The 17,348-nt window shown below is 46.8% G+C and carries 12 protein-coding genes; 3 read left to right on the top strand and 9 right to left on the bottom strand.

From position 1 onward, the window contains the following. Positions 1-96: 96 nt before the first annotated feature. The gene (locus ACDJ59_RS28390; protein WP_413406972.1) at positions 97-1,125 is read left to right on the top strand and encodes an iron-hydroxamate ABC transporter substrate-binding protein; all 1,029 of its coding nucleotides are present in this window, start codon (positions 97-99) and stop codon (positions 1,123-1,125) included. Positions 1,126-1,365: 240 nt separating this feature from the next. Further along, positions 1,366-3,078, top strand: coding sequence for an ABC transporter ATP-binding protein (locus tag ACDJ59_RS28385; RefSeq protein ID WP_169479829.1), 1,713 nt, complete (start codon positions 1,366-1,368; stop codon positions 3,076-3,078). A 346-nt stretch (positions 3,079-3,424) separates the two neighbouring features. Here ACDJ59_RS28385 and ACDJ59_RS28380 read toward each other — a convergent pair whose 3' ends face one another. The 8 genes from ACDJ59_RS28380 to ACDJ59_RS28345 all read right to left on the bottom strand — a co-directional run bounded on the left by ACDJ59_RS28380 (position 3,425) and on the right by ACDJ59_RS28345 (position 15,629). Further along, positions 3,425-4,714, bottom strand: a complete 1,290-nt coding sequence (locus ACDJ59_RS28380) for an ABC transporter substrate-binding protein (protein WP_413406971.1) — start codon at positions 4,712-4,714, stop codon at positions 3,425-3,427. After that, positions 4,693-6,468, bottom strand: coding sequence for a sensor histidine kinase (locus tag ACDJ59_RS28375; RefSeq protein ID WP_413406970.1), 1,776 nt, complete (start codon positions 6,466-6,468; stop codon positions 4,693-4,695). The genes ACDJ59_RS28380 and ACDJ59_RS28375 overlap by 22 nt, the downstream gene beginning before the upstream one ends. 92 nt (positions 6,469-6,560) lie before the next feature. Next, complete coding sequence (locus tag ACDJ59_RS28370; RefSeq protein WP_413406969.1) at positions 6,561-8,210, bottom strand: ABC transporter substrate-binding protein; 1,650 nt, start codon at positions 8,208-8,210, stop codon at positions 6,561-6,563. Between the two features lie 27 nt (positions 8,211-8,237). After that, positions 8,238-9,107, bottom strand: coding sequence for a carbohydrate ABC transporter permease (locus ACDJ59_RS28365; protein WP_036667808.1), 870 nt, complete (start codon positions 9,105-9,107; stop codon positions 8,238-8,240). A 15-nt stretch (positions 9,108-9,122) separates the two neighbouring features. Beyond that, on the bottom strand, positions 9,123-10,088 hold the full coding sequence (locus ACDJ59_RS28360) for an ABC transporter permease (RefSeq protein ID WP_413406968.1): 966 nt from the start codon (positions 10,086-10,088) through the stop codon (positions 9,123-9,125). A gap of 227 nt (positions 10,089-10,315) precedes the next feature. Next, complete coding sequence (locus ACDJ59_RS28355) at positions 10,316-11,863, bottom strand: response regulator transcription factor (RefSeq protein ID WP_413406967.1); 1,548 nt, start codon at positions 11,861-11,863, stop codon at positions 10,316-10,318. Between the two features lie 287 nt (positions 11,864-12,150). Next, positions 12,151-13,374: an MFS transporter gene (locus tag ACDJ59_RS28350; protein WP_413409933.1), complete on the bottom strand. Its 1,224-nt coding sequence runs from the start codon at positions 13,372-13,374 to the stop codon at positions 12,151-12,153. Between the two features lie 191 nt (positions 13,375-13,565). Continuing rightward, on the bottom strand, positions 13,566-15,629 hold the full coding sequence (locus ACDJ59_RS28345) for a molybdopterin-dependent oxidoreductase (protein ID WP_413406966.1): 2,064 nt from the start codon (positions 15,627-15,629) through the stop codon (positions 13,566-13,568). Between the two features lie 565 nt (positions 15,630-16,194). Here ACDJ59_RS28345 and ACDJ59_RS28340 point away from each other — a divergent pair. Further along, positions 16,195-16,854: a hypothetical protein gene (locus ACDJ59_RS28340; protein WP_413406965.1), complete on the top strand. Its 660-nt coding sequence runs from the start codon at positions 16,195-16,197 to the stop codon at positions 16,852-16,854. A 48-nt stretch (positions 16,855-16,902) separates the two neighbouring features. Here ACDJ59_RS28340 and ACDJ59_RS28335 read toward each other — a convergent pair whose 3' ends face one another. Further along, positions 16,903-17,097, bottom strand: coding sequence for a hypothetical protein (locus ACDJ59_RS28335; RefSeq protein ID WP_413406964.1), 195 nt, complete (start codon positions 17,095-17,097; stop codon positions 16,903-16,905). Positions 17,098-17,348 lie beyond the last annotated feature (251 nt).

Genomic DNA, 17,348 nt, shown 5'->3' with positions numbered 1-17,348 from the left:
GTGATCATAGTTGTCCATGTACAAATATCACATCTTCCTCTATGTTATTAATGAGAATAATAATCATTATTGATTATACACAGGGGGAACAAGAATATGTTTGCTGCAAAAAAACGCTTTTCCGGCTTGCTACTTATGCTCGCCATTATTATGATTCTGGCTGCATGTAGCAGCGGAACAGGCTCGACTGCCACTGAACAGACATCGGCAGCGGGAACCGAAACGACAACAGCCTCTTCCGAGACGAACACAGACACGTCGTCCGGTTCAGACAATTCAAATGCTACACGGATCTACAAGTCATTAAGCGGAGATGTTGAGATTCCGGCTGAACCGAAACGAATCGTTACCGATATGTACGTAAGTGATCTGCTCGCACTGGGTGTGAAACCCGTTGGTGCTGTTCAATATTATTTGGAAAACCCGTTCTATGCCGATCAGGTGGAGGGCATCGAAAGTATCGGTGATCGGGCGGCGGTATCCATGGAGAAAGTCATTGCCATGAACCCGGATCTGATCATTACCTACTCCGATCAGGCCAGCGAAATTGAGAGTTATCAAAAAATCGCACCTACCGTAGTGATTCCTTATGGTACATTCACCAATGTATATGATGAAATCCGGGGATTCGGGGAGCTGATGAACAAATCCGAAGAAGCCGAAGCATGGCTGAAAACGTACGATGAACGGATTGAAGCCGCTCGTGCCAAGGTGAAAACAGTCATCAAACCGGAGGAAACCTTCTCCATCCTTGAGGTATCCGACAAAAGTTATTATGGATATGGAGACAATTTTGGTCGAGGAGGACAAGCAGTTTACAGTGCTTTACAACTTGCCCCACTCGAAATCACCAAAAAAGAACTGATGGGTGATACCCAATGGAAAGAGATTTCGCGTGAAGTCGTTGGTGATTATGCAGGGGATCATATCTTCTTGACCGTTGGAGAGAACACTAAAAATTACCAAGGTGATTCCATCTGGCAATCCCTGCCGGCTGTGAAAAACAATCAGGTGTACGAATTGTTGGAAGACCGTTACTGGTACTTCGACCCGATTGCGATTCAAGGTCAGGCTGAAGAATTTGCCGATATGATCGTAGAACGTGCCGAGCAAAACCGCAAATAACTTAAGCATAAATACAGGTGTCCGGACAGGCTAGGGCGCGTCTGAAAACTCCGAAGGAAGCAGATTTTGCCGAATTTTCGTTCCAAGCAAGAAAGTTTTCCGCAGGCGTGCCGGGGCACGTCAAGGGAAAGTGACGCAGCAGGGGGCGAAAAGGCGGTAAAAGATGCACTTCAGCGAGTTTTGAGACACGCCCTGATGAGCCTGCTCGGGCATTTGTGTCATATCGAGGAGGACTTACATATGCTTCGCCGTTTTATGTCTTATTATCGTCCTTACAAAAGACTCTTTATCTTGGACTTCTCCTGTGCCATCGCTGCCGCTCTGCTGGAGCTGGCCTTTCCACTCGCCGTTAACCGGGTGGTCGATCAACTGCTTCCGGCTGGCAATTGGTCCATGATCTTAGCGGCGTGTGTTGGGTTGCTCGGCATCTACCTGCTCAGTTCCTTTTTCCATTATGCAGTGACCTATTGGGGCCACAAGCTTGGTATTAACATCGAATCCGATATGCGGCGTGAACTGTTCCAGCGTGTACAGAAACAGTCCTTCCGCTTCTTCGATAACAATAAGACCGGGCATCTGGTCTCCCGCATGACCAACGATCTGATGGATATTGGTGAGATCGCGCATCATGGACCCGAGGATCTATTCATTGCCCTCATGACACTCGCTGGAGCTTTCGGGATTATGCTGGGGATCAACTGGCAGCTCGCTGTGATGACGTTCATCATTGTGCCGCTGATGATCTACCTGTCGCTGTATTTCAGTCGCAAAATGTCCAAGGCGTTCAAGCGCATGTTTGCGGATATCGCCGATTATAACGCACGGGTTGAGAACAATGTGAGCGGCATCCGTGTGGTACAAGCTTTTGCCAATGAAAAGCATGAAGTAGGACGTTTCGTTGAGAACAACGAACGTTTCCGGCTTACGAAACTAATCACCTACCGTATTATGGCCTGGAACTCTTCACTCAGTTTTATCCTGATGAAATTTGTATCGCTGTTTGTGCTGGTGTGTGGAACATGGTTTGTCATTCAAGGAAGTATGACATACGGAGAGTTCATCGCTTTTGTAATGCTGTCCAATGTATTCCTCGGACCAATCGAGAAGATTAACTCCGTCATCGAGACGTACCCTAAAGGCATCGCCGGATTCAGACGTTACCTGGAGCTTCTTGAAGCTGTACCTGATGTAGAAGATACACCACAGGCGAAGCCGATTCCGGATGTGAAGGGCGATATTGCTTTCCATAACGTTACCTTTTCTTATGGAGAACACAAACCTACGCTGTCTCAGGTCAATCTGGATATCCAGGCAGGCCAGACGGTTGCTCTGGTTGGACCTTCGGGCGGAGGTAAAACGACGTTATGCAGTCTGATCCCACGTTTCTACGATGTGGATGCAGGACATATCTCCATTGATGGCATTCCCGTGAAGGACATGACACTGGAATCACTGCGCTCCCATATCGGGATTGTGCAGCAGGATATTTTCCTGTTTGATGGAACGATTCGAGAAAATATTGCATACGGCAAACTGAATGCTTCCGATGAGGAAATCTGGCAAGCCATTCGCCGGGCCCAATTGGAAGAGCTGGTACAATCCCAGCCAGATGGACTGGACACCATGATCGGTGAACGTGGTGTGAAATTGTCGGGTGGACAGAAGCAACGTCTATCCATCGCAAGAATGATCCTGAAAAACCCGCCAATTCTCATTCTGGATGAAGCTACTTCCGCACTCGATACCGAAACAGAAGCAGCCATTCAACTGGCCTTGTCCGAGCTGGCGCAGGGACGTACAACATTGGTGATTGCCCATCGACTGGCGACCATAAGACACGCGGATCGCATCGTAGTCGTGGAGAACGGCACCGTCGCTGAACAAGGAAGTCATGAAGAACTTCTCGCGCGTAAAGGCTCGTACAGTCGACTGCATCAAGCCCAGTTTGGTTAAAGGTAGGGCTTAAACGCCATAAGTTCAATATAGGTGTTGTACAAATAAGTCACTACAACAGCAAAACAACCTTCCCTCTGTACTATAGGGAAGGTTGTTCTTGTATTTACTATTCGTTATATAAATTGAATGACATATTTACACAAAACGAAGAGAACAGAAATAACCTGAAGAAGCGGGAGCGTTCGCCTAAAAGCTTTCTGCAAGAAAGCTCATCGGAAGCATACGCTATCACCGGATTTTACCCTTTGAAAAAGGGAATCCAAAAAATCTGGGGATAACAGCGATCAGAAGGTTGTCCTGTCATCGGAGTAGCAAGTGTAAATAACTATTAGTTCAATTTATATCACTTCCCACCCAGAATGGCATTCGCTCGCTCACGAAATTCCACCGCCGCCTGCTCAGGCGTAATTTTGCCAAACAGCAGCAGATCATACAGCTCACGTAACACCGCAGTGACCTCGGGTGCACCTATGGGATCAGGCGGGTCCATCTGAGTACTGTTATCGGCAACCCAATCAATATAATCAAACACCTGCGCCAGCTCTGGTTCAACCACCAGCTTCATCCGCTCTTTGACACTGGATGAGACGGGCACACCCCGCTCCCCTTTGAGCAGCAGATTGGCATCCAAATCATTCACAAAAAAGCTGATGAACTTGGCCGCTTCCTCCTTATGTCTGGAATTACCCGCCATGGAGAAAAACATACCTGGCTTCAAGAACAATCCATCCTGGCTGTTTGGCCCAGGCATTGGGGAGATGGTTAAGGGTTTGCCATAACGCTGAGCGGTGCTGATAAATTGGTTGGAATACCCCCAGCTAAACAAAGCCTCTCCCAGATAAAACGGGTCGTTATCAGGCTGGCCAATATCTGATGTCCAGATATCCGGTGCAAAAATAAGTTTCTTCTCCGCGAGCTGCTGCATCCTGCCAAAGTACTCAATAAACAAGCCATCATCCTCATACCCCAACCTCTTGCCATCCTCGGCGTACAGCTTGGAACCATACTGTCTCAAGTAATACGCGAAAAACTGTTCCGGCGTGAAATAGGTTCCCAGATAGATGCCTTTCCCGAGCAATTGCTCGCCCATCCGGTCAAAATCCGCCCATGTCCACGTATCCGTTGGCAATTCAATATCATGGGCCATTAACACTTCCGGATCATAGATGCTGAGCATGGCATTAACCCCCAAACTGAGACCATAGGTTTTTCCATTCAGGCTACCAATCTCCAGCTGTTCCTTCTCAATATCTGTCGTGTCAATCAGTCCGCTCTGCATGTACGGCGTCATGTCTTCCAACAGTTGCAGCGAACTGTACTGGGACAGATAGGAGATGTCCATCTGGATAATGTCGGGCAACGCATTGCCTGCTGCATGTGGGGCAAGTTTTCTCCAGTATTCGTTGAAACTGCTATATTCGTATTCGATGTTCACATGTGGATTCAACTTCTCATACAGGTCGATAACGGCTATCGTTGCATTGTTGCGGAACTCCCCACCCCACCAAGCGATTCGCAGCGTTATCGGCTCTTCTTCCACAATCATGCCTGGCCTTTGATCCAACTGGTTCACGCAGCCAGGAAGAGTCAGCATAAGGCAGAGCATGCCTATCATTCGCATCCATCTTCCCATAACTTCTCCTCCTTACTTGGTGATGGGGGTGGCAGCAGCACCGTTACTCTCGTTCCAAGCCCCGGCTTGCTCTCCAGCAGAACATCATATTCTTCGCCAAAAGCCAGACGTACCCGCTCCCTGATATTCAGTAGACCAATACCTGTGCCTCTGGTTTTCACTTCACCGCGCAGCACCTGTTCCACATATTCGGGTTCCATGCCGGGACCGTGATCCTCCACGATAAGAGCCAGCTTGCCACCTGATATCTCGGCATACACTCGAATCAGACATGATCCAACCTGTGGTTCCAAACCGTATTGGATGGCATTCTCCAACAGGGGCTGTAGGGTCAACTTGGGAATGGCACACCCCAGATAAGAAGCAGGCACATCCATACGGAAATCCAGTCGTTGCCGGAAACGGTAGGTCTGAATGGTGATGTAATGATTGACGATCTCCAGTTCTTCAGCAATGGTAATGATATTTTGCTTGAAGCTGATGGAGGAACGCAGCAAATATCCTAGTGATAACACCATACTGGAGATTTGCTCCTGCCTGTTCTTTTTGGCGAGCCAATGGATCGAATCCAGCGCATTATACAGAAAGTGGGGATTGATCTGCGCCTGTAGCGCCTTGAACTCCGTTTCTTTAATGACCAACTGGCTTGCATAATTTTCTTTGATCAATGTATTAATATGTGTAATCATCAGTCGATACGTACGCTGTAGTAACCCCAGTTCATCCATGTGCTGGTGCGTTGGAATGGACAGATTGGCGTCTATATTCTCCAGATCCCCATACTGAACCTCCTTCATCTGACTGATGAGCTGCCTGATCGGCCTTGTCAGACTTCGTGCGAACACCATACCAAGCGCGAGAACAACCAGAATGGCGATAAGATAAACGAGGATCAGTACATTTTTCAACCATATAATACGTTCAAAAATTTCATCATAAGAGGCCATATTATAATACACCCAGTCGGTGTAGGCGGATTTCTTCTGGGAAAGGAATATCTCCCTCCCGTCCAGATTTTTGATCTCATATCCCCCACTGCCTGGGAGTGGATTCAGCCCCGTGGACACCGCTTCTGGAAGCTGGCGATAAGGATAGACCACCTCACTGCCTGCTTTTAAAATAATGTCACTGTCCTGACTATCAATGCCCGCATACTCCTCAACGAGTCGCTCGATATTAATACGCAGAAACAGTATGCCTACCGGTTCCAGGGTCATCGGTTCGTAGGCTCGCACCTGACGGACCATAACCAGCATCGGGTCATCGTCATCCGGGTATAACCAGCGTACTGCACCATTGGCCTGCTCCGCAGCCGCAATCATCCGATCATACTTTTCCTGAGATACGGTTAGTGTCTCGCCATATTTATTCACTCTTCCCCTGGAATCAATCAGATGAACGGACTGCACATAACGTGCAGCCCCACTAATATGCTCCCATAGCCGATCCGTGATCTTCTTTCGTTCAATAAAGCTTGAATATGCGCTATCGTCATCCAGCAACGACTTCAAGGCTCTTTGAATCTGAGTATCGGAGATCATGTTCAATGATAACGCTTCCAACTTCTGAAGTTCAACATCCACTGTAGACGAAGAAAGGTTCAGAAGTCGAGATGACTTATCAAACAGCTGTTTGTCATAAACGGAGTACGTGTAATACAAGGACCCAAACGCCAGGATGATGATAAACGCCATCATGAACATAATCATCAGAAACATTTTCATTTTGATGCTCAGTTTGCGGTAGGCTGTCATGACCAAAGCGCTCCTTTGAACCACGTGATACTACTAGGTATATCACATACAGGAAGGTTTTCCCAAAGTTTTAGCGCTCGATATCTCACGTATTATTTGGACTGATATCGATCATACGCAGCCTGATGAACCTCAATCGCCCGGTCAATGTCCATGCTCTTAATTGTTTCGGCCATCTTGTCGAATTCAGTGATCGGCTTCTGTCCGCTAATAATGGCAGTCATCGTCTCATTCAAATACGTATTCACCTGACTCATGATGGATGTACTTGTGGTCACCTCATCTGTTGACAAACGAATTGGGGGAAGCGTTAAAGCAGAGCTTGCTTTCATCCATTCCGCATTCGCCGCGCGCTGTCCGTCGTCAAATAATAATGCATCCAGATAACGGCTATCCTGATTGATCGGACCGTCCATAATGGATAAGGCATAGGAAGCCAGTGCCTGATCATACGTCAGACCGTTCGGATTATTAATGATGGTATCTGTGAATTTGACACCTTCCCCGTCACGAACATAGCTGTCATTTTCGATACCAAAGTTGAACAGATCACTACCCTCTTCGCTATAGTTGTAGTCCATCCACTGTACAATGTATTTCAATTTGTCTTCGTCTGCGGAAGCCGTAATAGCCTCACCATAAGACAACACTTTAGCGTCCAGATTAAATGTCGCATACGAAGTTCCATCCGGAGATAAAGGCCATGGTACACCAGTCACGTTAAAGTTCGGATCCGTATCTCTCATCAGATTGAAATATTTCCCCATGCCGCTGAACACACCGCCCTGATATGCGCCTGCCAGATTGCTGGTGACCTTGTAGTCGAACGCTTTACCGTCATTGGTCATGATCTCGGGATCAATCAGCCCTTCTTTGTACCACTTGGCCATGGTCTCCAAGAAATCACGGTAGCCCGGCTGAATCGGTCCGAATTCCACCTTGTCTCCGTTCATCTGGAAGCCGCCAATTACGCCAAAGGCCGCGGCAAAATCATGGAGCTTGGTCAGATTACCCGGTCCCCAGTTTCCGGTGAATGGTAGCTCATCAGGCTTGCCGTTGCCGTTGGGGTCCTGTTCCTTGAATGCCTTAAGCACCGTATACCACTCATCGATGTTGGTAGGTACCTTAAGGTTCAATGCATCAAGCCAATCCTGGCGCATAATTAAACCGGAAGTGGCATTCAGCTTCAATGCATCCAGCTTCAGCAGTGGGAACATATAGATCGTTCCATCATCGAGTGCAATCTGCTTTTTCACATCCGGATCGGATTCAATAATCCGCTTTAAGTTTGGTGCATAACTGTCGATCAGTTCATTCAACCGGATGATGCGACCGTCTTTGATCATTTTTTCCGGTCCGCCAACGGCATCCGCCCAGTTATAATAAATGACGTCCGGCAGCTCCTTTGTGGAGATCAACAGATTGAACTGGTCACGCTGTTGTCCAAGCGGAGGATGTGTGAATTTCACTTTGATGCCTGTCAGCTTCTCCTTTTCCTTATAAGCCGCCATATCGCCAAAATTGTTCAAGGAAGCTGTCAATTTGGCATCATTGGCGCGCCAGTAGTCAATGGTAAATGGCTCACTTGTAATCGGTAGCGGAATCTCGGTCAACGCCTGAACCGCAGGTTCTGTTCCTTCTGCTGGCTCTGCGTTACCTGGTTCATTATCACCCGTACAGCCCGCCAGTAAGGACATGGTAAGTAGCGATGACAACAGGATGGACCCCATTCTTTTTTTCACATAATTCGCCTCCATAGGATACATTTTTTATTGTTTCACAGCACCGATTAGAGCGCCCTGAACAAAATAACGTTGGATGAACGGATATACCAGCATAATCGGCAGCGTGGAGATAATAATGGTCGCATATTTGATGTTCTCTCCAATCGCAAAGCCAGTATCGGCGCCAGCGCCCATGGCCTCCGTACTGCTGCTGATCAGAATATCACGCATAATAATCTGGATCGGATATAACTCCTGACTACGCAGGTAGAGCATCGGTCCGACATAATCATTCCAATGGTCAACCGCATAATACAGCATCATGACCGCCAGGATTGGCTTTGACAAAGGCAGTACAATTCGGAACAAAATCAGAAAGTCATTGGCGCCATCAAGCTTCGCCGATTCGATCAGACTGATCGGGATGCCTTCAAAGTTTGTTTTCATAATGAGGAAATAGAACGTACTGATGGCACCCGGAATAATAAGCGCAAAACGGGTATCCACCATGCCCAGATTCTGAATCAGCAGAAAAGTTGGAATCATGCCCCCGCCGAAAAACATCGTGAACGTAATTAACTTCATCAGCGTTTTTCTGCCCATCAGATCACCACGTGACAGCCCATATGCAGCCAGTGAAGTCATGAGCAGATTGATGGCTGTACCCACCACAACATAGAACAAGGTGTTCATATATCCCGTATAGATGCGAGTATCCTGAAATACCGACTTGTACGCTCCCAGCTGAAAACCTTCAGGAATGAGCATCAGTGAACGGGAACGCAACATCTGGTCCGGGTCGCTGATTGAAGAATTGAACACGTACAGCATCGGGTACAAGCATAAAACCATGATCACCAAGAGCAGCAGTGTATTAAATACATCAAAAAGTCGTTCCCCTATAGACTGTTTCATCGCTTCACCTTCCGATTACCATAGACTGGTTGAGTTAAGCTTTCTGCTGATCGCGTTTGCGATAATGAGCAGCGCGAAATTAATGACGCCGTTAAATAGTCCGATGGCGGTTGAATACGTATAGTTCCCCTCCAAAATACCGGATCGATAAACAAAGGTGGATATGACATCCGATGTCTCATAGGTCGGTGCCGTTTGCATCAGCAATATTTTCTGAAAATCTGCGTTCATGACCGCCCCCATACGCAGAATTAACATGATCACAATCGTTGGCATAATGCCCGGCAGTGTAATATGTAACAGCTGTCTCCAGCGGCCTGCGCCGTCAATTTTGGAAGCTTCATACAACTGAGGATCAATACCACTTAGTGCTGCCAAAAAGATAATCGAGGCCCAGCCTGCGCCCTGCCATATGTTGGACAGGATGTACATCGGACGGAATATATCCTTTTCCGCCAAAAACATAATTGGCTGCAGATCGAAAAAGTCACGAATGACGTTAAATAACCCACCATCCAGAGATGAGAACGTTTTCAACATTCCAACCACGACGACAACCGAGATGAAATGCGGCATATAACTGATGGTCTGTACTGCACCTCTGAACCACTTCTTCCGGACTTCATTCAGCAGCAGTGCTAGTAGAATCGGAGCCGGGAAACCAAACACAATACTGTAAAAACTCAAAATCAGTGTGTTCTTAATCAGTCGCCAGAAATAATAACTTTCAAAAAACATGGTGAAGTTGTCAAATCCGACCCATTCGCCTGCCAAGATTCCTTTGATCGGGTTGTAGGATTCCTGAAATGCCATCAGTAGCCCGTACATTGGCCCATAGCTGAAAATCAGATAGTAGGCTACCACAGGAACAAGCATCAGATAGACGTATCTGTTGCGGACAAGTTCCTTTTTCACCAAACCCCATTTGCCAGCTGGCTTCAAACGCCCAGGTTCAATCCCCCGGCTTCGATTCAGCTCCATCCATTCAACCTCCACTCTCGATGTTCATTCACTAACATGACACTTCTAATGATAGAATCGAGCGCCTTTTCTTCCCATGCTCATTTCCGATAAATGGATGTTCAAAACCGAGTTCCGTCCGACAAAAAAAGACCCTGCTGCCGATGAATGGCGTACAGGGCCCGATCACAGATTAGATGTAGATCGGATATAAAGATTAGCTATGTAAAAGCGACAGCAACGCTGTCCTAGGGTACTTTTTTATACTCGGAAGGGGAGAATCCCGTGTATTTCTTGAACATTTTACTGAAATACGGCCAGTTGGCACCAAATCCTGTCTGTTCGGCGAGCGAGGATACGGTATAGTTCCCGTCCTGCTCCAGAAGCTCCAACGCTTTACGGATGCGGTAGCTTAACACATAGTTCGTAAATTTCTCCCCAGTTTCTTTTTTGAACATTTTGCCGATGTAGTCTGGATTCATGTATATTTCCCCAGCGATGGACTGGAGTGTTAATGTCTCGTCCTTGTAGCGTTTCTCTACCAGCTGTTTCACACTACCTACCATCTGCGATTGTCTGGAGCGATGTTGTTCATAGCGGCGCAGGGTGATTTCCTTGCCGACGGCAAGCAAAAACTGTTGAAAAGAATGCAGGGTGCTGGATTCAATCATGCCTGGCAACTGGTCCATATACCTTTTCATCTCGGAAGCGCCACTGAGTCGAATCATCTCCATAAACATCTGAATAAGATAGGACTTCGTTTGAGATATATCGTATCGCAAGCTGGCAAGCAGCTGAAACATCCGGTTCAGCTCTGATCCCACTTCCTGCCAGTGTCCCGCCTTGATTGCAGTAACCATCCGCTCCGGATCGTATTCGAATTCAGGAAGAATGCGTTCTCCGGGAGAGTAAATATCCCGTTCCATAATGAGACTGCCCTCACCGAGGTAAAAGCGGTAATTGAGATAAACCAGCGTCTGCATGTACAAATGGCGTGCCTGCGAGAGGTCTCCTGGCTCGCTTAGCGCTATCGTGAGATCATCATGATAATATCGGGTAAATGTGGCGCGAATCTCATCGATATTATGAAACAACTGCGTTTCAGACAACTTGTCCTCCATAATTAGTAGCACATGCCTTCCAACCGTGGCACTTAAGATGGGATTGTGAAAAATATCTTCGGCAATGTTCTTCACCGCGAACAAGTGCAGATACTCATGATCCCCCTCAATCTCTACCAGCAGCAACCGCACACGCTGATCCTGAAACTGTACATCGAATAATTCCTTGAAATACTTCCATTCCTTGACCCCGTATGTTCTGTTCGTGACTAGCTCTTTCAGAAAATATTCCTTGGCATGCGGCAGTACACGCTCCAGATTATATTGGATCGACTGCACAAAACGCTCCTGATCGGTTAACTCTCGCTTCTCACTGACCAATTCACTGATAGCCTGTACAAGATGCTCTTCACTGCAGGGCTTGAGCAAGTAGTGCTTCACCCCATAATGCATGGCCGTTTTTGCATATTCGAACTCCGTAAAACCCGTGAGCATGATAAACGAAATATGCTGATACTTCTCTGCCACAGCTTCAACCAGCTGTAACCCATCCATTCCCGGCATGCGGATGTCCGAGATGATGATATCCGGGCGTTGCCGCTCGATTGAAGCAAGCGCTTCCAATCCATCTTGAGCAATGCCGATCAGTTCTGTTCCTAATCGGGACCAGTTCACCACACTGGAGATCCCGTCCGAGATCATAAATTCATCATCAACCAACAAAACCTTGTACATCGTATGCATCCTCCTGCCTTTACCAGACCCATTCTATTATATGGGCATTATGCACAAATAGAGGGGAGGATGTTGATTGACATGGGAATGCACTCTAACAAGTCTGATTTCTGAACATTCATGGCTCATCTCATCGGAAAAATCATTCGCTGGCAAGCTATTGGAGTTAGTCTCTGTAAAGACAAAACAACCCTCACTCCGCTACTGGGGTGAAGGTTAGCCTCGCTTCATTTTACAATATCATCAGGGTACGGTTACGGTACAGGAAAAGAAATTACGATACTGCGTTACGTATCCATCCCATACTCCTTCACTTCACGATTACGGTTCAACACTGCGTGCAGCACAAAACCAATTACCGCAATCGCCGCTGTGCCTGTTGCCAGCCACGCTACCGGAATAAGTCCCTGTTTGTCATACATGACCCCCATCGCATATGGCCCGATAACACGTCCAACCGCACCGATCCCACCCGATATCCCGATGTAAAAAGGGGCTGCCCTGCCCGCATGCTCCGAGATAAACGCAGGCGTTGCAGGGGAGATCAACATCTCTCCAAACGTGGCAAGTACCATGGCGAGCACCATGCCCGGATAGCTGTACATGGTAATCATGACGATATAGGCCATGCCGTAGAATACGGCACTCGCCGTCATCTGAGCCGTGGAGGTACGGGCCATGGTCCGTTTTATCCAACTGGTGAAAGGTTGGCCTACAAAGATCAGCACCCCGTTCAGGGTCCAGAGCAGGCCGTACATTCTTTTTTCCATACCCTCAGAAATGATATACGGGGACACGCCTGTGTTCCAGATGGAATTGCCGAATAACAGGAACAGCACGCCAAAGCTCATAAACAGATATAATCGGGTATTGCCCAGCAATGCCCAGACGCCCGGCCCATCGGGGACGGTTATTCGTTTCGTCAGATGCACTTCCCCCTGATCCGGTTCAACCCGCGACAGATAATACCAGAAGAATATCGCGAACCCGGCTGAGGTCACCCCGTTCAGAACAAAGCTGAGGTGATAGGAAAAGTCAGCCAGAAAACCACTTAGCGCCGTACCAATCGCCACCCCGATATTGTTCGCTACATAGATAATATTGAATAATTCACCGCGTCGCTCCGCAAACCGGAAGCCAATAAAGGCCTGAATCGCTGGCAACGACAATGAACTGAACAGACCAATCCAGCCCATGGCACATATAAATACGACCCAATACGCGCTAATCCAGGGCAGCGCAAACAAACCTAACGCATTAAGCGCCAGTGAACCAATGATCAGCTTCTTCACACCCACCCGATGGTACAATGAACCTCCAAGCAATTGTCCAAAGATGCCGCCCAGGGACTGAATGAGGATCACAAAACCCGCGTTTGCCATCGTCCGCCCAAGTTCATCAAACACATACATGGTGGTCAGCGGCCACATCAGTGCACTGCCTGTTGCGTTAACCAGACTTGCTAATAAAAATATTCTCACTTCTTTTGGATAGTTATCCAGCCATCTCATCATCGTTAATTCATTCTCCTTAGTACCTCTGCACATACAAATAGCCATAAAAAATAGACCTTTGCCCTGACGGCATAACCATAACCAGCCAGAGCGAAGGTTTTATGAAGTGTTACATCTATTGCTCTTTAATCCTGCTACATTTTGTCCTTTGTTCATCTTACCTCAAAAAAATCACGCTGCAAGCACACTCATTGACGCTTCACTTCAACAGTGGCCGAGAAGAAGGTAGCCCCGTTCCCCATGTCCGACAAGCGATTGGACGTCAGTGAATTCGCCCGCTGCTTCTTCCCGTCACCATCCCACCATAAGCCTTGGCTGATGACGGTTCCCGGCAACATGGCTTCACTTACTTTGGCGGTAAGTTCAATGCGCCCACGATCATTCCATACGACTACCGCATCTCCATCCTCTAGGTTTCTACGGATGGCGTCCTCGGGGTGTATCTGCAATAGAGGCATCTTTTCCAAACGCTGATGTTTGGCTGAATTACCAAAGGTGGAGTTCAGGAAATTATGGTTTGGCGGCGACAGGAACATCAATGGATACGTATCGGCAGGTCCAGCCGGATGCTCCCCATCGTATCCTTCAACCAGAGCACTATAGGTAGGGAGCGGCGGAAGCCCTCGCTGTTCCATCGTCTCGGAATACAATTCGATTTTGCCTGAAGGTGTGGGCAGCTGATCCAGATATGCAGCATGTGGCGTCATATCCAGCTTCACGAATCGATGTTCCTTCAGTCCCTCCAACGTGACCCCATTCATGTAGGGGTTGCCTGTGCCCTGAAGTGCGTCCTCAATCATCTGTTCCGGCGTTTCTCCAAAGATTGCAGGATCGTACCCCATAGCCTGCCCAAGCATTGAGAACAGTTCCACATTGCTCTTGCTCTCCCCAATCGGTGCAATTACCGGCTCTTGCAGATGAACGTACTGATGCCAATAGGAGGTATACAGGTCCGTCGCTTCAAATGAAGATGTGGCTGGTAATACGATATCTGCATATTTCGCGGTATCCGTCATGAACAGATCATGCACAACCGTGAATAGATCTTCCCGTGCAAAACCTCGCTCCACCCGCTCGGTATCCGGTGCCACCACCAGTGGATTGCTGCAGTAGACCATCATCGCCCGGATCGGCTGCTCTGCTTCCAGCAACGCTTCACCAATCCGGTTCATGTTCACCACTCGCGGCTCCGGATTCTGCCGCAGCTCCGGACGTTCGAGCGCGTCGCTATTTGTGCTCGCGTAGCTGTTGGTGCGAACAGCACCGCCGCCTTGCTTCAGCCATTGCCCTGTGATGGCAGGCAGACATGCAACGCTACGCACATTCATCCCACCATTATCATGGTGCTGAAGGCCGTTGCCGATGTGAATATGGGCTGCCTGTGCGTTGCCGTATAGTTCGGCCAGCTCCACAATCGTCTCCTCCGGCACGCCCGTAATGCGTGCAACACGTTCAGGGGTGTAACTGCGGACATGATCACGTAGTGCCTCATGACCCACCGTATACTTTTGCATAAACGCTTCATCCGTCAGTCCCCGTTCGAACAGCACATGCATCAATCCTAGCGCCAGTGCACTGTCCGTGCCCGGATACAAAGGAATAAACCAGTCGCCCCATTGGGCCGTACGATTGCGATGAACGTCGATGACGACAATCTTGGCGCCTTTCTTGCGTGCTTTCTCCGCCAAAACGACCTGATGCATATTGGTACTGACGATATTGCCACCCCACACCAGGATGAGATCCGCATGCTCCGTATCTTCCGGCACTGTTCCCCGATTGGCGCCCATCGTATATTTCCAGCCGGTATTTCCAGCGGAGTTACAGATCGTCTGCTCCAGTACACTCGCACCAAGCGCATTGAAGAAACGCCGATCCATACCGTCTACGCCGAGAATGCCCATGTTACCGTAAAAGCTGTAGGGCAGGATACTCTCCGGGCCGTAGGTTTCGGACAATGCAGTGAATTTGGTCGTAATCTCATGAATCGCTTCATCCCAACTAATTCGTTCAAACTGGCCTTCGCCTTTGGCTCCTACACGTTTCATCGGATATTGTAGACGCTCGGGGTGATACACCCGCTCAGTCATATTTCTAACTTTATTACAGATGGCACCCTTGGTTATCGGATGATCCGGATTGCCTGCCACCTTCACAATTTTGCCGTTCTCTTTATGTAATAACAGACCACAAGTGTCCGGACAGTCGAGCGGGCACACCGCCGCAAATACACCATTCTCCTGATCGATCATCGTAAGGCTCCCCTCTTTAAAAGCTATCCCTATATCATATCTTCTTCGAGGTTATCGCGTAAAGAGAACAGGGGCAATCCACCCCCATTTAGGAATATTCCTGCAGCTCCACACTAAAGTTTGTGCATGAGTATTCGAAATATACACGGGTATAGGGCACATTTTCACTACGCGCAATTCTGGTAAATCAAGCTATATACCAGAAAAATTTCTGTGCATCTGTCACTCTCTCCAGTTGGATTGACCATTCAACCGTCTTGTCGGAATGAAGAGGTGATTTTTATATTTTGGAGGTAAAGAATACAGAAGGGTTGGTTTTAAGACACTACGCATTTGTGTAGAATCATAATATATTCGTTAGTCCAATATAATCATTAATTAGAATTTTATAGGTAAATTGGACTTAGTGATTAATATCTAATATACTTTTTTGATTTTTAAATTGGTATTTTACTACTATTTTTCCTCATTATGATTGTTTTTCTTAACTTGGGATGTTATGGTTTTTTATGCAACGAAAACTTTTTAGTTATGTTGCCAAAAATTTGATCGGGGGAATTAATTAATGCAGTTAATATTTCGCAAAAGTAAATTAACGCTCATAGCGTTATCAGTAATGTTGTCTTTAATCGGTGTTCTATTACCACTATCTAAAGCAAATGCCGGTGCAGATAACTTGGTGTTCAACATGTCTAAGGGTGGCACTTGGAAATATGAAGGAAAGATAGATGTCGATTATGTAAATAAAATGGGTTGGTCTGGAAATGACTGGAGAGCAATTGAAATTGTCCAAGAAATGAAATTTTTATCACCTTCTACAGTTCAAATTATGGCAAACGACTTGGCTAATGACGTAGGGGTTAGCTTATCAAACTCAGCAATCAAGCATGGTGTTGACGTAGCAGTATCTTCAGGTATTCAAGCTGCAAAAAATTCGGTTACTCAAAAATTTGGTAGTTCTGTAGCTGCTAAAGTCATCCCTTATCTCAACATAGTTTCTTGGTCGTATACAGCATATTATCTGTTTGATTCAATAACAAAAGGCCAAGATCTCGTCAGATTATCAAATGCGGCTAAAGCAGGTAAAGGTTTGATATACAAAAACAGCACAAACGGGACAGGTAATGGGTGGTATTTGTGGGACGGAAGCTCTAGATATGGTAGCTATCCATACGCCATACTCAATCCAAATAAATATCAGTTCGGGAAAGTCACAATAAATTAATATCTAAATGGCCTTTATCCAATTAATATCGGATAAAGGCCATTTGTTTTAAAATTTATTACGTTTTATTCTAGTTCTTGTGAAAGCTGCGACTGCCATAATACCTGCTGATATTGATGTTCTAACCTTTAACTTTCCAACTTCTAAAATGTCTGTAGGTGGATTAAAGAAAATAATGAATAAGAAAAACAAAAATACTATTATTGATGCAATTAAAATTATGTTTACTACGGATTTCAACATATTTGCAACCTCCTATTCACAAAGTAGAGAGAAATTAATTGTTATAGATAATAAAAGATGACTTAAATTATAGCAAATCCAATCTTTTCACGTTGAAGCACTTAATTACTATTCTGTTTCAGTCAACCCTTATTATGATATAAGCACTAATATCATAATACATTAATTTCCCATTCGTAGGAACTGCTTTATGCCATCTAAGAAACAATCTTCTTGGACCAAATATAACTACACATCTATCCAATCTCTCC

The sequence above is a fragment of the Paenibacillus amylolyticus genome (assembly GCF_047302515.1).
In the GTDB taxonomy this organism is placed as follows: domain Bacteria; phylum Bacillota; class Bacilli; order Paenibacillales; family Paenibacillaceae; genus Paenibacillus; species Paenibacillus amylolyticus_G.
The sequence above is the reverse complement of the archived record's forward strand: the minus strand, read 5'-3'. Positions and strand labels throughout refer to the sequence as shown.